General features: G+C 45.1%; 19 protein-coding genes and 1 tRNA gene. 9 read left to right on the top strand and 11 right to left on the bottom strand.

The window, feature by feature from the left end; genetic code table 11:
• Nucleotides 1–68: 68 nt before the first annotated feature.
• The 6 genes from JUB15_RS14660 to JUB15_RS14635 all read left to right on the top strand — a co-directional run bounded on the left by JUB15_RS14660 (nucleotide 69) and on the right by JUB15_RS14635 (nucleotide 6,155).
• Entirely contained in the window at nucleotides 69–1,193 is a 1,125-nt protein-coding gene (locus tag JUB15_RS14660; protein ID WP_207513243.1) for a hypothetical protein, read from the top strand.
• Between the two features lie 98 nt (nucleotides 1,194–1,291).
• On the top strand, nucleotides 1,292–3,625 hold the full coding sequence (locus JUB15_RS14655; RefSeq protein ID WP_207513242.1) for a TonB-dependent receptor: 2,334 nt from the start codon (nucleotides 1,292–1,294) through the stop codon (nucleotides 3,623–3,625).
• Nucleotides 3,626–3,682: 57 nt separating this feature from the next.
• Nucleotides 3,683–4,399 carry a head GIN domain-containing protein gene (locus tag JUB15_RS14650; RefSeq protein ID WP_207513241.1) on the top strand — a complete coding sequence of 239 codons (717 nt, stop codon included), beginning with the start codon at nucleotides 3,683–3,685 and terminating at the stop codon, nucleotides 4,397–4,399.
• Nucleotides 4,400–4,596: 197 nt separating this feature from the next.
• Entirely contained in the window at nucleotides 4,597–5,091 is a 495-nt protein-coding gene (locus JUB15_RS14645; protein ID WP_207513240.1) for a hypothetical protein, read from the top strand.
• A gap of 295 nt (nucleotides 5,092–5,386) precedes the next feature.
• The gene (locus JUB15_RS14640) at nucleotides 5,387–5,743 is read left to right on the top strand and encodes a hypothetical protein (protein ID WP_207513239.1); all 357 of its coding nucleotides are present in this window, start codon (nucleotides 5,387–5,389) and stop codon (nucleotides 5,741–5,743) included.
• A gap of 4 nt (nucleotides 5,744–5,747) precedes the next feature.
• Entirely contained in the window at nucleotides 5,748–6,155 is a 408-nt protein-coding gene (locus JUB15_RS14635) for a hypothetical protein (protein WP_207513238.1), read from the top strand.
• A gap of 76 nt (nucleotides 6,156–6,231) precedes the next feature.
• On the opposite strand, the gene JUB15_RS14630 is transcribed toward JUB15_RS14635, so the two are convergent.
• Nucleotides 6,232–8,436 carry an InlB B-repeat-containing protein gene (locus JUB15_RS14630; RefSeq protein ID WP_242696350.1) on the bottom strand — a complete coding sequence of 735 codons (2,205 nt, stop codon included), beginning with the start codon at nucleotides 8,434–8,436 and terminating at the stop codon, nucleotides 6,232–6,234.
• Nucleotides 8,437–8,514: 78 nt separating this feature from the next.
• A complete protein-coding gene (locus tag JUB15_RS14625) occupies nucleotides 8,515–10,962 on the bottom strand; it encodes a right-handed parallel beta-helix repeat-containing protein (RefSeq protein ID WP_207513237.1) in 2,448 nt (815 codons plus the stop codon).
• A gap of 997 nt (nucleotides 10,963–11,959) precedes the next feature.
• Between JUB15_RS14625 and JUB15_RS14620 the strand changes: the two genes are divergently transcribed.
• Nucleotides 11,960–12,454, top strand: a complete 495-nt coding sequence (locus tag JUB15_RS14620; RefSeq protein WP_207513236.1) for a YMGG-like glycine zipper-containing protein — start codon at nucleotides 11,960–11,962, stop codon at nucleotides 12,452–12,454.
• A gap of 132 nt (nucleotides 12,455–12,586) precedes the next feature.
• On the opposite strand, the gene JUB15_RS14615 is transcribed toward JUB15_RS14620, so the two are convergent.
• From JUB15_RS14615 to JUB15_RS14600, 4 genes are all read right to left on the bottom strand, one after another.
• Complete coding sequence (locus JUB15_RS14615; protein WP_207513235.1) at nucleotides 12,587–12,979, bottom strand: response regulator; 393 nt, start codon at nucleotides 12,977–12,979, stop codon at nucleotides 12,587–12,589.
• A gap of 243 nt (nucleotides 12,980–13,222) precedes the next feature.
• Nucleotides 13,223–14,380 carry a DNA polymerase IV gene (gene dinB, locus JUB15_RS14610; protein WP_207513234.1) on the bottom strand — a complete coding sequence of 386 codons (1,158 nt, stop codon included), beginning with the start codon at nucleotides 14,378–14,380 and terminating at the stop codon, nucleotides 13,223–13,225.
• Between the two features lie 9 nt (nucleotides 14,381–14,389).
• Nucleotides 14,390–17,341, bottom strand: a complete 2,952-nt coding sequence (locus tag JUB15_RS14605) for a DNA polymerase III subunit alpha (RefSeq protein WP_207513233.1) — start codon at nucleotides 17,339–17,341, stop codon at nucleotides 14,390–14,392.
• Nucleotides 17,342–17,646: 305 nt separating this feature from the next.
• Nucleotides 17,647–18,072, bottom strand: coding sequence for an SRPBCC family protein (locus JUB15_RS14600; RefSeq protein ID WP_207513232.1), 426 nt, complete (start codon nucleotides 18,070–18,072; stop codon nucleotides 17,647–17,649).
• Between the two features lie 215 nt (nucleotides 18,073–18,287).
• Between JUB15_RS14600 and JUB15_RS14595 the strand changes: the two genes are divergently transcribed.
• Nucleotides 18,288–20,102 carry a bifunctional metallophosphatase/5'-nucleotidase gene (locus tag JUB15_RS14595; protein ID WP_207513231.1) on the top strand — a complete coding sequence of 605 codons (1,815 nt, stop codon included), beginning with the start codon at nucleotides 18,288–18,290 and terminating at the stop codon, nucleotides 20,100–20,102.
• 63 nt (nucleotides 20,103–20,165) lie between these two features.
• Here the strand turns inward: JUB15_RS14595 and JUB15_RS14590 are convergent, their stop codons facing one another.
• On the bottom strand, nucleotides 20,166–20,945 hold the full coding sequence (locus JUB15_RS14590; RefSeq protein ID WP_207513230.1) for a PI-PLC domain-containing protein: 780 nt from the start codon (nucleotides 20,943–20,945) through the stop codon (nucleotides 20,166–20,168).
• Between the two features lie 540 nt (nucleotides 20,946–21,485).
• On the opposite strand from JUB15_RS14590, the gene JUB15_RS14585 reads away from it, so the two are divergent.
• Nucleotides 21,486–22,166 (top strand): 3-keto-disaccharide hydrolase, encoded by a 681-nt coding sequence (locus tag JUB15_RS14585; protein WP_207513229.1) that lies wholly within the window; start codon nucleotides 21,486–21,488, stop codon nucleotides 22,164–22,166.
• An 11-nt stretch (nucleotides 22,167–22,177) separates the two neighbouring features.
• On the opposite strand, the gene JUB15_RS14580 is transcribed toward JUB15_RS14585, so the two are convergent.
• The 4 genes from JUB15_RS14580 to JUB15_RS14565 form a co-directional block, all read right to left on the bottom strand.
• Nucleotides 22,178–23,359 (bottom strand): putative periplasmic lipoprotein, encoded by a 1,182-nt coding sequence (locus tag JUB15_RS14580; protein WP_207513228.1) that lies wholly within the window; start codon nucleotides 23,357–23,359, stop codon nucleotides 22,178–22,180.
• A gap of 188 nt (nucleotides 23,360–23,547) precedes the next feature.
• On the bottom strand, nucleotides 23,548–25,023 hold the full coding sequence (locus JUB15_RS14575; RefSeq protein ID WP_207513227.1) for a TlpA family protein disulfide reductase: 1,476 nt from the start codon (nucleotides 25,021–25,023) through the stop codon (nucleotides 23,548–23,550).
• Between the two features lie 242 nt (nucleotides 25,024–25,265).
• Nucleotides 25,266–25,628, bottom strand: a complete 363-nt coding sequence (locus JUB15_RS14570; protein ID WP_207513226.1) for a DUF1801 domain-containing protein — start codon at nucleotides 25,626–25,628, stop codon at nucleotides 25,266–25,268.
• Nucleotides 25,629–25,801: 173 nt separating this feature from the next.
• Nucleotides 25,802–25,876 (bottom strand) — tRNA-Val (locus tag JUB15_RS14565).
• Nucleotides 25,877–25,953 lie beyond the last annotated feature (77 nt).

Here is a 25,953-nt window from a genome sequence, read left to right as displayed (position 1 = left end):
TTTATTTTTCCGATCCACCCATAGGGGAACAACGGCAACCGGTTGTCATACTGCAAATGAATATTTCTATGATAAATGGGAAAATAGCAGTATGCCTTGCAGCCTGTCTCTTATGGAAAACCGTTGCATTTGCGCAAGCGAAAGACAGTCTGAAAAAAAACATCTACGCACCTGTAAGGGTTGCCTTTGTACCGGGATTGAGCACACAGGGAAAAAATGACAAATTCACTTCCAGTAATTTTTCGTTGAATATATTAGGCGGTGTAACGGGCAGCGTAACAGGCGTTGAGCTGGGCGGTCTTTTCAATATTGATAAAATGAATATGCAGGGTGTTCAGGCGGCCGGCTATTTCAATGTGACAGGAGGCGATGTGAACGGCATACAACTGGCTGGCTGGTTCAACAGTGCAAAAGGCAACCTCACCGGTATTCAATATGGCGGTCTTGTCAATTATGTAACTAAAGACGCCCGTGGACTGCAAATGGCCGGCATCTATAATCAAACGTCCGGCCAGCTTACCGGTGGCCAGCTGGGCGGTATCGCCAACTATACCCGGCAATCGATAAAAGGTCTGCAACTTGCCGGCATCGCCAATATCAATAACAGCTCTATCAAAGGCGTACAGATCGCCGGTATTGTGAATTATACCAAAAACCTTAAAGGTTTCCAACTGGGGCTTATCAATATAGCAGACACCTCTTCCGGTTTTAGCATGGGCCTTATCAATATTGTAAAGAAGGGCTATCACAAGATCACCATCAGCACCAATGAAGTATTGAACTTTAACCTGGCTTTTAAATCGGGCAATGCAAAATTGTACAACATTCTACTGGCAGGCATCAATGCAGGCAATGATGAAAAAAGCTTTTCCTACGGCTTTGGTATCGGCCATGAAATTAAAGCCGGCAAATGGCTCACTGTTAACCCTGAGCTCACGACCCAATATTTATATCTTGGCAACTGGAATTATTTGAACCAGCTAAGTAAACTACAGGTACTGGCTACCGTTAAACTGGCAAAGGGGGTTGCCATCTTTGGCGGTCCTTCCTTTGCCGTCTATTATTCGGATCAACCGGAAGCTGTGAAAGGCTACAAGTTTATTGTGCCTGACGATGGCTACGACACCTTCGAACTCTGGCACAGCAACGTTACCGGCTGGATAGGCTGGACGGCGGGTATAAGCTTTCTTTAGTTAGCCAATGAGAAAATGTAAACAGGTGCAAACGTAAAGATAGTGATCGTATAGGGGTAAACTTCCTGTAAGTTGTCACACTAGCAAATGCACCACCTATGATCAACAAAATGATCGCTTTGTTTACAGCAGGGTTGCTGTACGGCATAACGACTATGGCGCAGGGCACGCAAACCATCAGGGGCACTGTAACAGACCAGCTGCTGCAAACGCCTGTTGCCGGCGCAACGGTTATGATTACCGGCACTGACAGAAAAGCGGTCGCCGATTCGCTCGGTAATTTCAGGTTTACCAATGTAGCAGCCGGCACTTATACTTTGTTGATCACCCACATCAATTATACGAATGCGCTTGCCAGTAATATTATCGTAAATACCGGTAAGGAAGTAGTGCTGACCATTGCCATGGAAACGAAGGTACAAACAGAAAAAGCGGTAGTGATAACAGCAGGCAGTAAAAAGAACAAACCGCTGAACGACATGAGTGTAGTGAGCGCACGCGCTTTCACGGTGGAGGAAACGCAAAAATATGCCGCAGCCGTAAATGATCCGTTGCGTATGGTTACCGGTTTTGCCGGTGTGGCCAGCGCCGATGATGGCGGTAATGATATCGTGATCAGGGGCAATGCGCCAACCGGTTTATTATGGCGCATGGAAGGCATTGACATTCCCAATCCAAATCATTTTAGTGAGGCAGGCAGCAGCGGTGGCGGCATCTCCATTTTAAGTTCCCAGTTGCTGGCGAACAGCGACTTCGTGACCGGCGCCTTTGCCGCCGAATACGGCAATGCATTAAGTGGCGTGTTTGATCTCAAACTCAGAAAGGGAAATAATGAAAGGAAGGAGTATGCGCTGCAGGCAGGATTATTGGGTCTGAATGCTGCAGCCGAGGGCCCACTGTCTGCTTCGCATAGGGGCTCCTGGCTGGTGAACTACCGGTACTCTACCCTGTCGCTGTTGAACAAAATGGGCCTCGAGTTAACAGAAGGCGCCACCAGTTTTCAGGACCTTTCGTACAACATATACATACCAACTAAAAACAAAGGCATTTTCACGGTGTTTGGTTTTGGCGGACTCAGTTCGCAAAACCAGCGCGTTGAAACCGATAGTTCTAAATGGGAAATGCAGGATGACCGGTACGCCGGTAAGTTTGTGGCAAATACTGGCGTTACCGGCATCACGCATACTATTCGCGTCGATGATCAAACGATGTTGAAATCGGCGCTTGCCTTTTCATACACCTCGCATTCTTTCAATGAACACTATGCCGAGACCAGTAAGGCCATTGTAGAAAATTATAAAGATAATTACATAACCAAAAAGCTGCTGGTCTCTTCTGCACTCAACCATAAGATCAATGCAAGCAATGCTTTCCGCGCAGGCGCCTATGTGAACTTTATATTCTTTAAATACTATAAGCTGTCGAAAGAAAATCCCAATGCACCCCTGCTCGAGACTATCAATACCAACGGCAACACCCAAACCGTGCAGGCTTTTTTCCAATGGCAATACAAACCATATAATAATCTAACGTTCAATGCAGGCATGCATTACCTGGCCCTGTTGTACAACAACACGGGTTCTGCAGAACCAAGGATCTCAGTGAAATGGGATCCCGACCATAAAAGCTCGCTGGCCCTGGGCTATGGAATGCATAGCCAGTTGCAGGCCCTCGGTGTATATTTTGCGAAGGACGTGCACCACACCAACCCCAACAAATATCTTGACCTTACCAAAGCCCATCACCTCGTACTATCCTACAGCCGCCTCGTAGGTCTGCGGTTACGGGCCAGGGCCGAAATATACTACCAGCATCTGTTCGATGTACCGGTAACTGTAAACAGTAACAAAACCTTTTCAACCCTGAACATTCAGAACGAATTTGTGACAGATGCGCTTACCAATACAGGCAAGGGCCGGAATTATGGGATTGAATTAACGTTGGAAAAATTCCTCGATCACCAACTTTATTACACGCTGAACGGTTCACTGTATCAATCGAAATATACCGCTGCCGATGGCGTGGAACGAAACACGCGTTTCAATGGCAATTATCTTTTCAACGGCGTAGCCGGCAAAGAGTTTCCATTGGCCGGACAGCGAAAAGTGCTCGGCATCAATGTCAAGATCATTTATGCCGGCGGTTACCGCACTACACCCATCGATCTGGCCGCATCACAACAGGAAGGTTATACCATCTATAAAGAGAAAGAAGCCTACAGTCTGCAGAACCGGGCTTATTTCAGACCCGATTGCCGGGTCAGCATCAAATGGAACCGCGATCGACTAACGAGCACGCTGTCACTCGACATCCAGAATGTAATTAACCGGAAGAACATTTATGACCAGGACTATGACCTGTTGAAGAACGCAACGGTCATCAATTACCAGAACGGTATTATTCCAGTACTGAATTATAAAATCGAATGGTAACCATTCGATCCTCCCGTTGTAACAGGCAACCCTTTTTCAATAACAAATAAATTAATCATGAAAAATTTCCACTTAGCGCTTTGTGTTGTTTTATTGTTCATCGTTTCTACGTCCTGCGAAAAAGTAGTAGGTAAAGGTCCGGTAGTAGTGGAAGACAGGCGTACTGCTACTTTCGATGGACTGGTGGTTGAAGTACCGGCAGACACCTATTTTACCCAGGACTCCGTTTATAAAGTAGAGCTGCACGCCCAGGAAAACATCCTGGACGAAATAGAAACTACCGTTATCAATAACGACCTGCGCATTCGGTTCCGGCATTCCAATACCCGCATCAGAAGTAATGAGGGCATCAGGATATACGTCAGCAGCCCCCATGTACGTTCCCTGGCCATAGATGGTTCCGGTTACCTGGAAGCAACGGCTCCTGTAACCCCTGCCAATTTAGGTATACAGGTGGAAGGTTCCGGCAGCATCCGGGTGAACAATGTAAATACAACAGAGATCAATGCCGGCATCGAAGGTTCAGGAAGTATATCCGTTAACAGCGGAACGGCCAATGTAGCCAAAGCCCGCATCAGTGGAAGTGGTTTAATGGATCTGTCGGGTGTTATGGTAAAGGAAGCAGACGCCAGCATCAGCGGTTCTGGTAATATAAAAGTATTTGCCACCGAAACTTTAAAGGCCACTATATCAGGCAGCGGTTCTGTCTTTTATAAAGGAACGCCGGCCGTTACAAGCAAAGTGTCCGGCTCAGGGACCGTGACGCCAATGTAACGGAGACACTTTATTTACGAAAAAATTTTGACAAAACCGGGACGTAACAATTCGATAACCTAAACTTAATACAGTTCATTTTTTCCACATTACCCGTATTAATAATCCACACCGCATTTTCCTAATAGTAACAGGTATATTTTTGGTGCAGAAAATGAGATTCCCTAACAATTTCTTAACCCACTAATTGCCGCATTATGAAATGGGTGTATGTTAACCAGCCGTCTGCTTACATCAGGAAGTATGAATTAACAGAAGGCAAGGATATTAAACTGGTCATCAAGTACAACCTCGAGCAACAATCCGTCCGAATAAGCAGCGATGAAAACCACCGGTTATTTTTTATTGATAAAACAGGTTTATGGCATAATAAGACCATTTTGAAAAATGAATATGGTGTAGAAATCGGCCGGCTGTCGATCGATAAATTACATGGTGCTGGTAGTATTGACATGGAAGGAAAAAGGTACAACTTCAGTTTTCAAAAGAATACTGAACTCGTGGTATTTGAGAACAGCGTTTCCCAACCGCTGGCGGTATGTGATATGACGGCAGCCCCCTCATTCTCTTCCCTGGCAGCGAACAAATACAGTAATGAAGAGTATGCCTGTTTTCTTTTGGGCATTTGCTGGCACCTGTTCCCGCTCACTGCAGCAGAACAGCTGGAGTTTGCAGCCAGTACAGTAGCATAATATCGACACTTTCGCCTTTACCATAAACGGGTGTATCAGTTGGCTGATGCGCCCGTTTTTTTTATTTTGATCTTACTATAAATTGCTTCTGCCATTCCATACCTTACAACAGTCTCCATTCCTTTGAGTCGTACACAGTATTACAGGCCAATACCCGCCAAAATTCCTGCGCTTGTGTTATTCTCTTAAAGCACTCACCATACTGAAATGAAAATAATTTCAGAAAATATTGAAACTATGAAACTCTTTATTATCTTTGTCATGCAAAGCGTAGTGAATCATTAAACCCTATGTCATGAACACGCTGTCGTACATTATTTACCTGCTCATCACCTGGTTTATAACAGTACATGTGGGACTGATCTTTTACCGGAATGGAAAAAGCTATATTCTCAACCTGCTGCATGGCGATGAAAAGCTTACCCTGTTTATAAACCGGATCTTACTGATAGGCTATTATCTGCTGAACCTGGGTTATGTTACCATGACTATCCGGTTATGGAAAACGGTCTATACCTGGACGGAAGTGCTCACCAGCATTGCCACCATGACCGGCAAAATAATGTGCACGCTGGCGCTTATCCATTTCGTTAACATGGCTGTGCTGTTATTGATCAGCCATTATCATCAACCAGCTAATAACAAAAATTAAGTATATGAAAACCTCCCTTAACTTTACCGCTTACCTCATTTACCTGCCCGTTGTAATTGTGCTGACCTGGTATGTAGCGCATATCCTTTTCAGGAACAGCAAAACTTTTATGCAGGATATTTTCCATGGCAAAACCGAGATCGCTCATTCAACCAATAAATTATTCGAGACGGGGTTCTATTTACTTAACCTGGGTTTTGCCCTGGTGATCATGGAAATTGCCGAGGAAATAATCGACAGTCGCACCATGCTCGAAATGTTAAGCACTAAAATCGGTGGGTTCAGCATCTACCTGGGCATTATGTTGTTCTTTAACCTGTACCTGTTCTTCCGGGGCCGGCGGATCTCTAAACAAAAAGCAAGGATGGCAGAAGCCTATAGTCCGATCTCAGCTGGAGGAAAACAGTATTAGGTTAATAAACATCAGGCCATAAAAAAAGCCCCGATCGATCTAAATTCGTCGGGGCTTTACAATTACCGGCTTATAGCTAACGTACAAACGTATTCTGAAGAACGGTTCTCTTGCCACCGTTATTGATCACAATGAAATAAAGACCTTTTTGCAAACCGGTATAATCTACAGGCAATGTATAATTACCCGGTGAATAGGTTTTATTGACGATCGTTTTTATCAAACGGCCATCTGCTGCATACAGGTTAACCAACACGCTTTCCGAAGCTGTGACCCCAAACCGCAGGGTTGAAATGCCATTTGATGGATTGGGTACCACGGTGGGCGCAAGTGCCGGCAGATTGATACCGGTAACCGGAACATCTGTTGCTATTCTTGACCCCGTAGCGGCACTGCAGGATGCTTCTGTTGGATTGTTGCCGCTGATCTCTATCCAGTCGATCATGGCAAACTCGGAACTTACCGTCGTTTCCAGCCTGATCTTGTTAGCCCCTGCTACCAATGTAACCGGCACCCAGGCAGTCGTCGTCCATGTGCTCCAGCTCGCTGTTTTCGGGAAAGCTATGCTGGCATGAGCCTGTGTGCCATTGACCAGTACCCTGGCCGTGGTAGCGCTTTGTGTACCTGCATTGGAATACCGCCAGCGGATATTATAAGTACCTGCAGAACCGGCGCTCACAGCCCAGGTAATGCCCTGTCCGCTCGAATTGCTCAGGTTCACATAATAACCCCCATCGGCACCGCTGTAAGAATTCTGCCTTGATCCGTTGGCGCTGCAATAACCGATACCTGTACCTGATTTGTCATCGATGCGCAGAACGGTTCCGCCACCGCTGGTAGTGAAGCTGGCAGTGACACTCGTATTGGCATTCATCGTAACAGTAGTCGTAGTGCTGGTGCCACTGGCGCCACCGCTCCAGCCACTGAAAGTATATCCTGAGGCAGGTGTTGCCGTCAATGTAACTACTGTTCCGGCTGCATAAGAGGCTGCATCGGGGCTGCGGGTAATGGTACCGCCGGCGGATGGACTAACTGTGGTGGTTAAGGTATAACTGGTGCCGGTACTGCTGGTGAAGTTCGCAGTTACAGTAGTATGGGCATTCATCGTAACAGTAGTGGTAGCACTGGTGCCACTGGCGCCGCCGCTCCAACCGGTGAAGGTATAACCGGAAGCCGGCGTGGCCGTTAAAGTAACCACGGTTCCTGCAGCGTAAGAACTTGCGTTCGGACTGCGGGCAATAGAACCACCAGCGGAAGGATTGGCTGTCGTGGTCAATGTATACTGAGATGGCGTACCACAACCGCATTGTGTGGGTGAAGGCAAGGTAGCTCCTGCTCCGCAGCTGGCATTACTTACCAGTGCCTTAACATTGGCAGCAGGCGCTATGCTCAATGAATAGGGTGGAGAAAATGAGGTACCGCTGCCGGCCGTGTTGCCGGTTGTATTGTTAAACACATTGTTGCGGGCTGTTACAGCGGTAAAATCATTCTCATACAGATCGATGGGTTCATTTACCCCATCGAAATAATTACCTTCTACAAGGATATCGGCTTCCACTCCGGCACGAACACAATAATCGGCCTGTGGACTATCAAACAGATTGTTTACTACATGCACCTGGCCAAAACGTACGCGGGGCATGCGCTCCACTGTACCGGTCGTCCACCAGTTGTACGCCATGGTCACTTTTAACCGGCCGCGGTCAGATGTTTTGCTGTCTGAATTGCCAATGAGGTTGCAAAACTGGTGATTACTGCTGGCAGATGTGTAATGGAATTTCGTCCAGGTAATGGAAACATAGCTGGCCCCGTTCGTGATATCGAGATTACCGTCCTGGCCATCATACACATCGCAGTGGTCGATCCATACATTGGTGGTAGACGAGCCGTCAATATTAATACAGTCAATGCCATTTACATCTTCTGCGCCGGGTCCCTGTACGATCATATTCCGGATGATGACATTGCTGCCCCGGATGTCGAACCCGCCATGTAATTTAGCGCCGGGCAAGCCAATGATGGTCGTATTGGAAGAAACCCGTACGCGGGTACCTTCACCCGCCCCCATCGTTCCGCTTACATAGATGACCCTTGATCCTGAACCATTGGCTGCAGTGGTCAGGCTGCTGAGGTTATTTACCGTTACCGGTGTGGCGTTACCACCTCCGGTGGTACCACCATTCTGGGTGCACCAGCCTATAGGTGCACATTGATCCTGTGCATATGACAACGAAAAAAACGTCATCAATACACATAGCAGTGTAAAGATCTTGCTTTTCATAAATCGTTCTTTGGTTATTTATATGTGGAGTTAATAAAAAGGGCTATCCCGCAACGCGGAACAGCCCTATATCATTCTTTATCGCGTAAGAATATTTTGCAGCAGTTGCTGCCTGCCATCATAGTTCACTGAAATGAAATAAACACCTTTCTGTAATCCTTTATAGTCAACGGGTACAGCATGGGTACCGGGGGCGAACAACCGGTTCGCCAGGGTAGACACCAGCCTGCCATCTGATCCATACAGGTTAACGATCACTTTCTGTTGACTGGTAATTGTAAAGCGTACGGTTGACAATCCGGTGGTTGGGTTTGGAATGACGATCGGCGCTCCTGCTACCATCAGATTGTCAGTGGTGTTTTCCGCCTGCGTCACGATTCTTGACCCCGTAGCGGCACTGCAGGATGCTTCTGTTGGATTGTTGCCGCTGATCTCTATCCAGTCGATCATGGCAAACTCGGAACTTACCGTCGTTTCCAGCCTGATCTTGTTAGCCCCTGCTACCAATGTAACCGGCACCCAGGCAGTCGTCGTCCATGTGCTCCAGCTCGCTGTTTTCGGGAAAGCTACACTGGCATGGGCCTGTGTGCCATTGACCAGTACCCTGGCCGTGGTAGCGCTTTGTGTACCTGCATTGGAATACCGCCAGCGGATATTATAAGTACCTGCAGAACCGGCGCTCACAGCCCAGGTAATGCCCTGTCCGCTCGAATTGCTCAGGTTCACATAATAACCCCCATCGGCACCGCTGTAAGAATTCTGCCTTGATCCGTTGGCGCTGCAATAACCGATACCTGTACCTGATTTGTCATCGATGCGCAGAACGGTTCCGCCACCGCTGGTAGTGAAGCTGGCAGTGACACTCGTATTGGCATTCATCGTAACAGTAGTCGTAGTGCTGGTGCCACTGGCGCCACCGCTCCAGCCACTGAAAGTATATCCTGAGGCAGGTGTTGCCGTCAATGTAACTACTGTTCCGGCTGCATAAGAGGCTGCATCGGGGCTGCGGGTAATGGTACCGCCGGCCGATGGACTAACTGTGGTGGTTAAGGTATAACTGGTGCCGGTACTGCTGGTGAAGTTCGCAGTTACAGTAGTATGGGCATTCATGGTAACAGTAGTGGTAGCACTGGTGCCACTGGCGCCGCCGCTCCAACCGGTGAAGGTGTAACCGGAAGCCGGCGTGGCCGTTAAAGTAACCACGGTTCCTGCAGCGTAAGAACTTGCGTTCGGACTGCGGCTAACACTGCCGCCGCCGGAAGGTGATACATTGGTGGTGAGTGAATAGCTTGTAGAAGTACTGCCCGATTCAATGGCGCCCAGGTCAGGTGCACTGCCATTGTACGATATGCCGGTTGAGGTTACACCGGCATTGATGAGGTCGCTGCCGGCGGCCAGGTTCAAAAAGCCATTGGAGGTAGGACTGGCATTGGGGCCGGGTGACAGGGAAACAAAGTCGGCTGCTGTTACCGTAAATGAACCGGAAGCGCCCTGAAAGGCATTGGGCGCAGATGCCGTACCAATAATTCGGTCATTGGAACCGCTCAGGTACGACAGGTTGTTTTTAAAAACACTGGTACCGCCGTCGAAATTGAAATTACGCTCGGCATTGTCGTATCCCGTGTTATTGGTCATTTCAATGGTACCCAGGTTCCTGTTGTAGGTAAAACCATGTTTGCCGTTATTGAAGGCAATACATCTTCTTACAATATGGTTCACAGAAATGTCTTCACCGCCCAGTTTAAATCCGTTCTTATCGCCATTGCCTGAAGTAGAGCCATCTGTTAGTATACCATTTGAGTGAGCAATACAATTTTCGAGGGTAACAGCACCAATGGGACCCGTATCTGATTTGGTGTAAAGGTCCCAGCCATCGTCAATATTATGGTGCGAAACACAATTGCGAAATACGTTACCGGTTCCGCTGGTGAGTTTGGCTGCAAAACCATCTGCATCTTCACTGTCAGGGTCTTTGTTATCGTACGCCTCACAATTCAATATCAGGTTATTACTCGGCCATTGACTGATTGAATTATAGGACGTATTATACCGGCTTAATTGCAAACCCGAATCGGCATTCCGCCGGAAGATGCAACTTTCAATCGTATTGTTGTCGCCGGAAAGCAGCAGGCCATTGTCACCGGCGCTTTCGATGATCAAACCTTTGAAATGCCAGTAACTTCCATCCAGCACAATGCCGCGGTTGGAAGTAGCTATCGCCATACCGGCAAAACTGATAACAGGCACTTCACTGCCATAGGCAAATAGCTTTTTGGTAGCAGCAGCGGTACCGCTGTTCGATTCAGCAATGACGACGGTGGAAGTTAAATTATAGGTACCACCGCGCATATAGATGGTACCACCGGCAGTAACAGTGGCCAGTGCATTGGCCAGGGTGGTTGGCGCTGAAATAGAAGTGCCCGGATTGGAGGCGCTTCCACTGGGTGAAACATACAAAACCTGCTGGGCATAAGCGCCCACATAAACCGAGAATAAGGCAAGCAATGAGAATAACATTTTTTTCATAAAACAAGCTTTAGTTAATGATAGAAGACAATACGCGGAACGCATAACGCTAAACGCGGAACGCGGAACGCATAACGCTAAACGCCGAATGCGGAACGCACAACCCTAAACGCCGAATGCATAACGCTAAACGCGGAACGAATAACGCTAAACGCGGAACGCATAACACTAAACGCCGGAACGCAAAACGAGACACGCTCCCCCGTTGGGTTAAACCGCCTAACGCCCAACGCGGAACGCTCGCCCGCCGAAGCTGTAAAGGCGGTGAAAACAAACAGGCAATAAAATTTCGTTCAGATCAAATAACCTGAATAATAATGCACAAGATGATACACTTGTGCGCTTTTCGCCTTAAGCCTTTAGCCTTCGGCCCTAAGCCTTAAGCATTAGGCATTATGCGTTAAGCGTTAGCAATAACGGGGTCAGGTAAACGGGTCGGATAATTTGACTGGGTAATTGTAGAATGCCGGGGGAATGGGTATGAAACTATAGGTAAGTTAAAAAAAGAAGTGAGTTATTGCAACTGTATTAAAAGAATTTTTTTCGCAAACGTTCCCGGAAGTGTGCGTCGAACAATTAACTACCGTAAAACCACAACCGTGGAACGTTATGGTCCATTATGTATAACGGAAATGCATACTTATACAATCAAAATATTGACACTTATAGACTAACGCTTGCCTGAAACCTGCTACCCTGTGGAGCTTGCCCGAACCACGATGTAACGCCTCGCTGCCTGGTTCCTTCGTTAAAAACCCTGGCCATTAACACCAGAAACTTGCGCCTTATGCATTGTATTTTCAATAATTTAACAGGATTTACGCGCCGGGCTTTATAACTTTTTTATGTTAATATGAAACCTTCTTATTTTATTGACTATGAACCGTTACAATTTTCTTCATTAAATGCTTTAACAATTGTTGAATTTACTGGCACAGTTTTCCGACTATAGTTTGCAGAAATGATTCATTAATTGAAAAACCTAAAACGCAGAATTATGAAAAGGATTTTATACACAACCACAGCAGTAGTGATGAGTGCCGCCTTACTAATGACCTCCTGTAAAGACAATAACAGGCTTGCATCGGAGAGTATACCGGTAACGCCGGTATCTGTATCAGCCAAAGAATATGCTGAGTTTGCCGCATGGAAACAGCAACAGCAGCAGCAACAGGAATCCGAGCATACCACTGCCGCGCGTACCACCACTTCAACATCCAAACGCCCTGTTGTAGTTCATAAACATTATACTGTTAATAAGGTAACCCCTGTCAGGCAAACGACGTCCGCTACACAGCCCGTTCAAACCAAAAAGAAAGGCTGGAGTAAAGCAGCTAAAGGAACCGCTATTGGCGCAGGTGCTGGCGCCGCCGCTGGTGCTATCCTGGTTAAAAAGAACCGCGCCCTGGGCGCCGTTATTGGTGGTGTAGTAGGTGGTGGTGTTGGTTACGGTGTAGGCAGGTCGATGGATAAAAAAGATGGCAGGTATTAATGCCGATCGTAGCTGTTAAGACAATTGATTGAACGCAACAAAATAAACAAGCCCCGGCGGATAACGCCAGGGCTGTTTTTTATTTGGTTTAATGGACGTGCGTGTTTTTGTAGTCTTGGGTATAATCAAGATTCAGGCCACCTGTACCTGGTTGATGAGCGACGACAGCATATTGTTCAGTTCTGCAAAAGGAGCATCTTTCGCCACAAAACCGTCTACACCCAGTTCTATCCCCTTATTGATATATATACTGCTGTCTTCCATGGAAAAGAAGATGATCTTCATGCCCGGCCAGTTCCGTTTTAAATGAACAGTGGTTTCAAGGCCATCCATAACAGGCATATTTATATCAAGCACACATATATGGGGCATTTCGCTGATCTGTAGCTTATCAAGGAACTCCTGGCCATGTTGCGCTTCCATAACTACATTGTATCCCAATGAGTTAAGTCTAAACTTTACACTTTCACGGATAAGCGGGTTATCGTCGACTACGGCGATGGTGATTGCATGGTCTTTTTTCATAGTTACTTCTTTCTTTTTCTTGATTTCACACTACACTGATCGTTATTTAAGGGTTTTTGTGGTGGATAGTCCGCCACGGGGTAAGCAAATAGCTTTATTACTAATACACCGGAGTGAACAGTTCGACAAAAGAATTTTTCAGAAAGGTCAAAAATGAATAGTTTTTTGTTTTTTTCTAAGTATTTGCACTTAGTTTTCAGGCAAATGGCCGCTTTTTCGGGCAAACCGACAGCCCCCATGCATTTACGCCCCTACCCCAACGGCCCTGATGATCGTTTTCTCCCCAAACCGCTTTTTTACACTGTCAATGGCCTGATACAGGTTGATCATTTCCTGGGTATCATCAAATAAGCTGATCTGGTAATTGCCCGGAATGAGATGAGTGAACCGGATGCCCAATAACCGCACGAGCAACCGGCGCTCATATAACTTATTAAATAAGGCAGTGGCGGTCTTTAACAGAATATGGTCGGCATTCGTGTATGGAATGGTCATCTGTTTGGTGAAGGTCTCAAAATTCGAATAGCGAAGTTTTACGGTCACACACCCGGTGAGCTTGTTCTGCTGCCGCAATTGAAAGGCTATTTCCTCCGTCATCCGTACCAGCTGGCTGTGCAGGAAATGGGTGTCGATGGTATCGGTCTGAAACGTGCTTTCCGTGGAAATGGATTTCTGTTCATGATACGGAATAACCGGGGTTTCATCAATTCCGTTTGCCTTACGCCATAGATCTATACCCGGTTTACCCATGAGGTTTTCCATCATTTCAACCGGTATTTCACTCAGCACTTTCACCGTCTCCACACCCATTTTCAGGAGTTTATAGCCGGTTTCCCTGCCAATGCCCGGGATCTTTATAATGCTGAGGGGCGCCAGAAAATTCTTTTCATTGCCAAAAGGGATCTCCAGCTGTCCGTTTGGCTTTACTTCATTGGTTGCCACCTTACTCACCAGCTTATTGGAAGCAAGTCCCCATGAAATAGGCAGGCCGCTTTCTTTATTGATCTTCTTCTTCAACTGATCAGTGAACTGCAGGCACCCAAAAAACCTGTCCATCCCGGTTAGATCAATATAAAATTCATCAATGCTCGCTTTTTCGAATACCGGCACGGAATCTTTTATAACATCGGTAACCAGCCGTGAATATTTACTATAGGCTTCAAAATCACTTTTGATAATAATGGCATCAGGGCAAAGCCTGCGGGCAGCTTTCATGGGCATGGCGCTGTGAATTCCAAACTTGCGCGCTTCATAACTACAGGCTGCCACCACACCGCGGTCGCTGCCCCCTCCTACCAGCAAAGGTTTACCGCGAAGTTTTGGATTACGCAACGTCTCCACCGAAACAAAAAACGCATCCAGGTCAAAATGGGCAATATGTCTGTCTTTTGATAATAACATGATGGAATACTATTTTGTAGTATCGTAACTGCGTTTTTTAAATCCCACCTTTACCATTTTGCGCGCCTCAATACTGTAAACCCCGAAATCTTCCACCACCCTGCCGGTGATCGTATAAAAACCGCCGCTGTGCATCGGATAGGTCCTTGCTGCATCGGGAAAATGTACCGTATCAATCCAGTCAAGGTCCTTATCGATAAAAGTGCCGAAGAACATGATGTCATTGTTCTTTGTTTGTACAGGTTTGCTGGCAATAAAATATACCAGCACCGTAATTACTTTATTTAGATGATTGCCTATTTCGCGCGCGGGAATATAATTATCAGGCTCTTCGTCTACCATTGCAAATGGGTTTACCAGCGTAAAACCCATGATCTCCTTCTGATCATACAGATCATCGATAGCATTGTCGGTAAAGACAGGCAGACTGAACTCTATCGGCTTTTCCCTGAACAGGGATCCACTTTCCAGGATAACCGCTTTATTTTTTTTCTGCAGAAAATTGGCTTCCCACAACAATTGCTTTTTGCTTTTGCCTGTAAACCGGAAAGCACCAATACTCACCAATAAATTAAGTTGTTCAAGCCCGATATCGGTGCGCTCAATAAAATCCTGTAAATGCAGGTAAACGCCTCCCGCCTTCCGCTCCTCTACTATCAGCTGCATCGATCTCTCCTGCAGTGACTTGATATGTATAAATCCGGTGTACACTTCGTCGCCTTTAATTGCAGTGTATATTTCGCTGTTGTTTACACAGGGCGCATGAATGATAGCACCGGCCTTCATCAATTCAATAAAATACAATTCGGTAGAATAAAAGCCGCCGAAATTATTGATCACCGCTACCATAAACTCCTTCGGGAAGAAAGTTTTCAAATACAGGCTCATATAACTTTCAACCGCGAAACTGGCCGAGTGGGCTTTATTGAAACTATAACCGGCAAAACTTTCCATCTGCCGCCAGACTTCCCGGGTCAGTTCATCTGAATAACCCAGGCTACGGCAATTGGAAAGGTATTTTTCTTTGATATGCCAGAATTTGTTGGTCGACCGGTATTTGCCGCTCATCGCCCTGCGCAGCACATCGGCCTCCCCCAGTGACAAGCCGGCGAAATAATGCGCGATCTTTATCACATCTTCCTGGAAAACCATCACTCCGAAGGTTTCGCTCAGATGTTCTTCAAACAGCGGGTGCAGGTATACAACCTTATCGCGGTTATGGAACCGCGTGATATATTCACGCATCATGCCCGATTGCGATACCCCGGGCCTGATGATGGAACTAGCTGCCACCAGTGTTATATAATCATCGCACCGGAGCTTTTTCAGCAGCTGCCGCATAGCCGGGGATTCTATATAAAAACAGCCGATGGTCTCCGCCTGCCGAATCTGCTTTTTAATAGCTTCATTATGCCTGAAATTGTGAAAATCATGAATATTCACATCGATGCCTTTATTGGCTTTGATCAGCCGCAGGCTCTCTTTAATATGGCCCAACCCCCGTTGACTGAGAATATCGAATTTGTTGATGCCAATATTCTCTGCGACGAACATATCCATTTGGGTAGTGGCGAAACCCTTGGGTGGCATAAACAGGGCGGCATATTCATAAACAGGTTTTTCCGTTACCAGCATGCCGCAAGGGTGTATAGAAATATGGTTGGGAAAATTCTTAATGAGCCGGCCATATTGCAGGATCGTCTCCTGTATTTTATCAGCTGGTTGTGCAGCCTGCTGTAAAGCCTTGATCTCTTCCACCGGCAATCCGAACACTTTACCCAGCTCCATAATAATGGCATCATGCTGAAAAGTTGTGTAGGAGCCTAACAAAGCCACATGTTTCCTGCCAAACCGCTTGAAAATATAATCCATGATGTCGTCGCGATCCGTCCAGCTGAAATCAATATCGAAATCAGGCGGAGACGTACGCTCGGGATTCAGGAAACGTTCGAAATACAGGTTCAGTTCAATGGGATCTACGTCGGTAATACGCAGGCAATAGGCAACAATGGAGTTGGCGCCACTTCCGCGCCCTACATAATAAAACCCGCGCGACTGGGCATACCTGATCACATCCCAGTTGATGAGAAAATAAGCGTTGAACCCCAGGTCATTGATGATCTTTAATTCTTTATGCAGGCGCTCCACGGCTACTTTATTTTTTTGGCCGTAACGGGCTATCAGTCCTTCAGTCGCCAGCTTCTCCAGTAAGATGCGGTCATCCTCGGCAGTAGCGCTAAAGCATTTTTTATTCTTATCTACCTTGAAATCCATTTCGATGCGGCAATTGTCCAGCAGCTTGTAGGTATTCGTTACTATCACTGGAAACTGCCTGAACTGCTCAAGCAATTTGGCCGGTGGAACAAATATTTCACCGGGAGAGGCCTGTGCTTCGGCAGGCAGCTTCGACAGTAACGTATTCTTATCAATGGCCCGCAATAACCTGTGCACGTTGAAATATTGCTTGTTTTGAAAAGTGACCGGTTGCCGCACAAGCAGTTTGTGCCCGAATTTCTTCCAGTCGGCACCAAGCAGTTTATTCAGTTCGGAAGCCAGTATGCCGATATACTCATCAGGCAACAGATCACCGGGAGCCTTTCTATCAAAGGGATAAATAACATACACATCATCGTTATTAAGAAAATAAGCGCTTGCATGTTCTGGAAAATCTTTTTTATGTTGAAAGTGAATTGACAAAAACTCATTGATGCAGGCAAAACCACGATTGTTCTTCGCTAATAAAATATACAGCAGGTTGTCCTCATTTCTTATTTCAACACCGAGAACCGGTTTAATATCTTTTTGCTGGCAGAAATTCACAAAGTCCCAGCTGTCGCAGGTGCAATTGATATTCGTTAAAGCCAATGCCTGAATACCTAACCCCGCTGCTGTATCTACCAGTTCTTCTGTAGAATAAGTTCCATATCGTACGCTGAAATATGTTCGGCAGTTCAAATACATCGCCCGTAGCTTTAGTCAAAGCTACCACGATTACTAATTAAATTAGCATAATAAAACTAATGTCATTAGCAATAAAAACGTTATCTGTTTTATACATTACCTGATTGCTGAAGCTAAAAACTCTTTATAAATGAGACAGCTATTGTGTTGCAGCAAAAAACAACACCGACGTCCCGGAGTACGGTTCGTAATTTATTTTGTTTCAGAACGGCATTAAAAAGTACAATCTGTACTTATCTCTTCGAACTGGCAAAATAAAAAAGCCCCGTATAAAAGGGGCTGCAATAAAGTTAGGCAAGGCTTTATTAATTGGCTTCTGTATATTTTTTAAAATTGTCCAGGATAGCCTGCCATCCGCCTTTTTGCATTTCAATAGAATGGGTGCTTTCTGCATCAAAGGTTTCAACAACTTTGGTTTCATTACCGTTGCTGGTGAAATTAACAACCACCTTGCGGCCATCGCCCATTGTATACTCTATCAGCTCATTTGTTTTTACCTGGTCATATACACCACCAAAATCAAACCCAAAGCTGCCATCCTTGGCTTCCATTCTGGTAGCGAATTTTCCGCCGGCCTTTAAATCGTTTTCAGCCTTAGGCGCATGCCAGTCGTCAGAAGCGGCGCACCAGTTCGTGATGTGTTCAGGCTGGTTCCAGTAATTCCAAACTTTATCAACAGGAGCTTTAACAACAGCTTCAACAGTGATTTTTGTAACACCAGTAGTTTCCATTTTTTTCTTTTTTATTAGTTAATAAGGATGTTATTGATTGACAAGGCAAACTTACCGCCAATTTCTATAACCTATGCTGTGCGATCGGGACCAATTAGGGGGTGATTCGTGACTTATTGTGTTCGCTCAACACGCATTATGATTTTTATCAATAAAGCCAGTAATTTAGCCTTGTCAGCGAACGAGCCAAAATTTAAACAAATATAACGATTGCTATGTCTTCGAATCACTTACACTCATGCAGCTGCGCTGTTTGCCATTCGCCGGAAATAAGCCAGGCAGAAAAAGAGTTGCATGTTGCATTATCTGACAACAGCCGGCGCGATTTTCTTAAAAAAGCCGGCCGCCTGGGGTTAAGCCTGGGTATCGGTGGCGGGTTGGTGACCACTCCGCTCGCAGCCGCAGCTTTAACCAGTGAAGATGCAGCTTATAAAGCAAACAGTATGCAGCAAAATAAAGCTGTTAAAAATGGCAAAGCAGCGCGGCTTACCATCCTTCATACCGCCGATATTCATGGACAACTCATGACGCATGATGAGTTCTTTGTTGAAAATGGACAACCTGTATTTAAAAAGCGGGGCGGACTGGCCAACCTGAAAACCATGATCAACTCCCTGAGAAGTCAGAATGCCGCCAATACACTGGTAATTGATGGCGGCGACTGTTTCCAGGGCAGTGGCATTGCCGCATTAAGCGAGGGAAAAGCCATTGTGCCCCTGATGAACAATATTGGTTATGATATCATGCTGCCCGGCAACTGGGAAGTGGTTTACGGCAAGGAAATGATGATGAAAGATATGTTTGGCTATAATGCATTGAAGGTTTGCGCCAACATGTATCATGATACTGTAGATGAAATGAAAGGTGATCTGATCTTCCCGCCCTATTTCGTTAAACATATTGCCGGCATAAAGGTCGGCTTTATCGGCTATAATGATCCACTGACGCCAAAACGGCAATCTCCCGCCTATTGCGATGGCATACGTTTTACACCGCCGGAACAGAATGTAGCCAAGTACATCAAGATCTTAAAAGAGTATGAAAAATGCCAGCTGGTATTCCTGTTGACCCACATGGGCCTTGCCCAACAGTTTGGCCTGTCGAATATGGAAGCCGTAAAAGGCGCTGATTATATTCTGGGCGCCGATACGCATGAACGGCTTAGAAAGCCTGTCCAGGGCGCTTATGCAAAAATTACGGAACCGGGTGCTTTCGGTTCTTTCATTGCCAAACTGGATATCGTCATTGAGAACGGCATCATCAAAGATCAAACCTATCAGTTATTGGATGTTGATCCTGACAAATACAAAGAGGATGCAGAGATGAAGCGCCTTATTATTCAGGCAGGCGAACCTTATAAAAAAGAACTGAGCAGGGTCATTGGTCAAACAAAGAATCCATTGGTGAGGTATTATGTGATTGAATCGCCGATGGACAATTTCATCACCGACGCCATTATGTGGAAATTCAAACCGGATATTGCCCTCAGCAATGGCTTTCGTTTTTGTCCGCCCCTGATCCCCGACAAGATCACGGGTGTGGCTGACATCACCGTGGACTATTTATGGTGCATGCTGCCGGTGGACAGTGAAGCCAAGAAGGGATCTATTTCAGGTAAACAACTCTGGACCTGGATGGAGACGGAACTGGAAAATGCATTTGCCAAAGACCCTGCCAGGCGATTAGGCGGTTGGGTTGTGCGGTTTAAAGGCATGGAAGTAAACTTTACACTGGAGAAAGAAGCCGGCAAAAGAGTGAATTACATCAAGGTGGCCGGAAAACCGCTTGACCTCAACAGGGAATACAGTTTTATTGCCTGTGAGCGGGAAGGCGATCCCGACACGACCATTTGCCGCATGCAGGGCGTAAAGGAGCCTCACTTGCTGGGACATACCATGCACAAGGTTATTGAAGAATACCTCGCGCAACACTCTCCTATCGCTCCTGTCATTGAGGGACGCTGTACAGCTACGGATGCTCCCTTCAATTTACTTACCCAGGTAACCGGACTGGGATATGAGTTCAGATAAAAAAAACAGCGTCCCGATCGCAACCGGGACGCTGTTTATAGATCATCTATGTAGAAACTTACATTAGCTGGTTTTTTGCTGCTGCTTCTTCAGGAATGAAGCCAGGGCCTTGATACTATCAGAATCAATATAGTCAACACCCAGTTCAATCACTTTCGACCATGCATCATCAAAGTCAGGCACGTTCCACAGGCGGACTTCTTTGCCCATTTCATGTGCGCGGTCGATTAACTTCTTCAATCTTTCAACCACTTTCGGCGGAATAGGGCCATTGCCTTTCCAGTTTGAATAAGAGATAAAGTTATCGCTCAACATGGCAATGCGGCTAAGTGCATCTTTGCTGTAGCGGTTGCTTAACAAACCATCGAATACCACAAAAGAGGGATATGAGATATACGTATTGGGATCGGGTTTGTTACCACTGATCAATACTTTGAATTTGGGCGTACGGATAAGCTCAGGATATTTTTGTAATACGTCAATGATCTTATTCAGGGTGGGAATTGCGTCAGATTTAATATCCAGCATCAATATCAGTGAACGAGATGTATCAGCATAAGGATAACCCTTGTTGGCCTGAATATAACTCTGGATCTTTTTAAAGTAAAGTTCTTCCAGTAATCTGCGTTGCGGAATATCCCGTTGGGTATGTGCAACCAGTAATTCGTCATTTGCTAACATTACATCCGCTTCAACACTGCCAAAGCCCAGGGTGTAAGCTGAAAACAAAGGCGACGATTGTTGATAATCATTGTGCGAATGACCGTTGTTTGTCGAATACGTTTTAGGTTGTGCAAAGGCCGCTGTGTAGGAAAATGCAATTAAAAATAAAAACTTTCGCATAATAATTGGATTGGACTTTTTTGCAGGTTTTACAATTAATGTCATCTGGCAATTGGATACTTCCTGCAATCGGAGTAAATGACTAGCGCGTGCAAATTACAAAATTAAATGTCATTTAAACGCCTATAAACAAAAACATTACCGTTTACAGAAAAATCACGATTTTTTGCCCAGCAATCTTTCTGTAAGAGACGTGTCCGGCACGCCCCGGAACAATGCAACCTTTTACCAGAAAACTAAACGGAAACAGTTAAAATATATTGCTGAAATGCCGCATAATTACGCGGGCACGCACCTTTAAATACCTGAAAAACAATGTGAAATTTTGAACAAAAAAGCGCAAGATTTACCTAATGAAAAAAGCGGATCTTCGCTCGGCGTTTACCGTGAAAGTTAATCTTTTTTTAACGTCTTGCAACGATGCAATCCTTTTGACAGATCACAATATAGCGGTCACAGGCAGGCGCCTTTCCTGGAAACATTGATGTTTTTACCAACAAATCAGTAAATTTATGCTGCATCATCATATTGCCTTACATTATGAAAAAAAATGTACTACTAACGATTATCGCTGCCATTCTATTTGTACACAATGTGCGTTCACAGGCTGGCACGTACTCCCTTTTTAACGGCCGCGACCTGAGCGGCTGGCATGTAGATGTTCCCGAGATGGACAATAATCCTGCTGCTAAAAATCCCTTTATCGTTCGAGAAGGCATGCTGGTAAGCCTTGGTAAACCCAATGGGCACCTGATCACAGATTCTGTATATCAGAATTACCGGCTAAAGGTGGAATATCGTTTTCCCGGCAAACCGGGCAACTGTGGTGTATTGGTACATGCTTCTACGCCCCGGGCGCTTTACAAGATGTTCCCCAAATCAATTGAAGCCCAGTTGATGCATGAAAATGCCGGCGACTTCTGGTGCATCCAGGAGGATATAACAGTGCCGGATATGGAAAAACGCCGCGGCCCTAAAAATGAATGGGGTGTTTCGGAAGGAAAACAACGTCGTATCCTCAACCTGACAGACAATTCAGAGAAACCCCTGGGCCAATGGAATACCGTGATCATCGAATGCAAGGGCAACACCATAAAGATCTGGGTCAATGACGCCCTGGTCAATGAAGGCTACAACTGTACTGCCTCCAAAGGACAGATCGCATTGCAGGCCGAGGGTTCTGAAGTGGAATTTAAAAAGATTGAACTTACGCGATTGTAACGAACCACCATTTAATCACATCCAATACCAAACAGATCCAGTTCACTCTGGCCAAAACTTCCTAAAATGTTCTTTCCCTCGATCAGCAGAATATGCCTGTCAGGAAACTTGCATTTTGACTGCCTGGGATTTCGTCCCCACGCAAAGTCGTCATGGTAGATGAAGTAGAAATTATCTGCATTGCCGAGGACCTTTGTTGTTATACTATCAGTGTAGTCAGTCGGGAAAGCCGCCAGATAACTGTCTATATTTTTCTCCAGTTTATTATAGTCTTTACCATAGTTCAATTCTATTGATCTGGCTGAACAGAAGACAGGATGTCCGATGGACTTAAGACTGCTATTATCAAAGGTAAACGCGAAAATGTTGGTTTTGCATTCACTTAAGCCGAAGGTCACATTCCTGACCTTTGCCCTCGTAGATCCTTTGGTGCCATACACATAAAATTCAACATTGAAATAATCGAAATAGCGTTTAACTTCCTTTTCGAACCGGTCGCTTTTCATTAACCAGTAGTGGCCTGTTGTATCGTAGAATTTCCATTCTTTAGCGACGCGCGATCTTTTATAAAAATCGATACCGTCTGTATTATATATGCTATCCGGTGGATAAAACCTGTTGAAAATGGTATCTAAATAGGTTCCTTTGCCTGGTTCCCTGAAAGGAACTACAAAAGCAGTTGTTTTGGAAGAGAGCTCATACACGGGATAGAAAAAGTGCTGAGATTCTCCAGCGGCCCACCACCTGGTTAATTTATTGGCAGCCGGTTCATACTCAAACAGCTTTTTTCTTAAAGTATCCACATAGATCCACTGGTCAACTATAAAACGGGTATCGGCCCCTTCGTTCCTTGATATTTCATGGCCGATACGGTAAATATCATAAACTGCAGAGTCTGTTTTAAGGGTATTGTCATAAACCAGTTCTACTGAAAAATTAGCTTTGTGTGCCTGCTTTATACAATCATTGTTGGCAAAAGCCATATACATTTTCAACAAAGAATCTGACCAGCTTAATTCAGCGCTCAGTAAATCGCTAACGGGTTTTTCTGTGGGAACTTCTTCGGTAATAATTTCTGCAAGGGAATCTACCGTTGCATTCTGTACATCCTCTATCTGGGTAGTGTTTTCATTGATTCCCTGGCAACCACAAAGCAGGGCAATAGGTACTAAAATTGAAAATAACCTTTTCATAGTGTATAGGATTTCATTCCCTTTCAGGGAATCTGGCGCCAAATATATACAAGAATCTGACTATAACGAATAAAATAACGGATTGGCCCAGCTGGTCAGTATGCCGAGCAGCTACAATTTAATAAACGGCATAGCGGTCATCCATTGGCGGCTGCGCTTTGGAGTTTACCAGGTGTTATTCAACTGTTTTACAGCACCGACTCCATTTGCTTAATCAATTCATTTTTATCCTGAGGCCTTTTTGCTTTGTCAACAACTATTTTACCGTCTTTACAAATAGCGTAGCGGGGAATACTGATAGACTGGCCATTACCAAATACTTTATAAATGTCTTTCACTAATGCTTCGGAAGCCCTGAGATGGAAGCCTTCGAGGTCATAGAATTTGATCATCTCTTTCCATTTTTGTTCGGCATTGGCCCTGTCAACAGAAACATATAATACATCTACGCCCTTCCCTTTGAAGAAGGGGTCAATATCTTTTTTGAATGCGAACTGCGCTTTGCAGGGACCGCACCAGGTTGCCCACAGGTCGATGTAGACCGTTTTTCCTTTAAACCTTGAGACCAGCTCTTCTACGGTTGAAATACTGTCATAGTTATCGACGAATTGCTGGTTGGCAGTAAAATTCTTTTTTGCAGCCGCATAATACTGCTTCACTTCTTCAACACCTGCCGATAAATCAGCTTTGAACTTACTATTCGGATATTCCTTTATGAATTTGGCATACAGGTCAGGAATAAATTCCTGGAAACGCGTTTCCAGGAGCAGCATTCTCAAACTCCAGGTCAGAACATATTCCCGCAGGGGTTCTTTGGTAAAATATTGCGCCAGGTTGTAATAATGCCTGTCCGGATGATCGATCCCTTTCACAAACTGTTTACCCCGCAGTTGATATTCATGGTAACTGAGATAAAATTCATTCAAATAATACAGGTAATCCTGGTATGTATCAGTACTCATGGAAACAGGATCAAGCGGATCGGCTAATTTCATCACCTCTTTCCAGTAATCGCTTACCTGGCGTATTGCAGCTGCATTATAGCCCGCACTGTCTTTATGATAAACAACTTTTGATGCAGGTATTAAAAAGGTATTGATCAAAACAGCCGCATAATAATTTTTGATACAGCTCCTGACATACGCATAAAAAGGTTTTGACATTTTATGCTGTGCATATAACTGTTCAAACAGCTGCAAACAACTGTCCATGGTATGTTTTACCTTTTGCTTATTATTGGCAAACACAGAATCGGCTTTGTATAAGCGCATTCCGGCTGTTTGAGGATGCTGCTCCCAAGACAGGTTTTCCAATGCCTGCTGCGCTTCCGCATATTTAGCTTCCACAATAGCCGGCTTTTCTTTATTCCTGCCATCTATAATGAGTTTATATTGCTGTCCTGGTTCTATAAACAACCGGTGCCTTTTGCGGTAAAAAATATTATAGGCGCCCGGTACCGTTTCTTTATTTGGCAACACGATCTCGCCATTGGCATCAAGGGTATCTTCGGTGTAATGATCCATGAAGAATTGTCCATCCACCGGAAGCAGGTAGCTGATCTTTTTATTTTCACCGCCGATCACTTTAATTACAATAGTGGGCTGTTGAGCGAAAACGGAACTGCAAAAGAAAAACGTTATAACGAAAATGAATATCTGTTTCATGAGAACCGGCTATTTGATCGCTTGAATTTTCCGCCTAAATATACGCTGATAAACCACAAATCCTAAGTGGCAACTTTTAAAATGTCTCAATGAGAAAAAAATAAAACAAGTAGATAAGTTAATGATAACCGGATTTCATTATATGTAAAAAATCCTATACCTGTGCTGCCTGCATAAAAAAATCCCGGGCATGCTGCCATGCCCGGGGAAGTTTTTTAAGAACCACAATGCGAAATAGCGTTTTATTGAGCGTTCATTACTTTTATCCACGTTTTAACTACTTTTTGCAGGTTGGCTTTATTCTTCTTTACCTCATCCATGGAGCGGAATTTGGCATAGGCTTTACCTTTAGGACCGGGCTCCAGCAAACCCGTTGTATCGTTTATCAATTCTCCTTTGTGAAAAATGACAGCCACATACTCAGTCAATCTCGGATTAAAAGTCGCCATAGGCTCCTTATAGTCAAAGCTGGGGCCACCCCATTTTACATCTTCTTCGAGATCAGCACTCGCTTCGCGGATGATCTTGATCACAGCTTCCATTTCTGCTTTGAGCGGATGTTTTAATTTGCTTACAAATTCGTCAACTTTTTTGGTGGTGCTCATAATTTATTTTCTTTAGGATTTGATAAATATCATTTACTAACGCAAACATACAACGGGTTACGAAATGAAGTAAGGGGTAAAAATGACAAAATGGGAGGTGTTATGTGACGTACGGCAACAAATAGCTATAAAATTGAAAAGCCTCGCGCTAACCAGCGGGAGGCCCTTTTGTGTGGACTGCACTGGACTCGAACCAGTGACCCCTACTCTGTCAAAGTAATGCTCTAAACCAACTGAGCTAGCAGTCCGGACTGTGAACGAAGGTAATAAGTCGCGGCCGTTCCCCAAAAAATTATGTAAGAACAGTTATATGATCAGGCCCCGA

The organism is Longitalea luteola, assembly GCF_017356035.1.
Taxonomy (GTDB): domain Bacteria; phylum Bacteroidota; class Bacteroidia; order Chitinophagales; family Chitinophagaceae; genus Niastella; species Niastella luteola.
The sequence above is the reverse complement of the archived record's forward strand: the minus strand, read 5'-3'. Positions and strand labels throughout refer to the sequence as shown.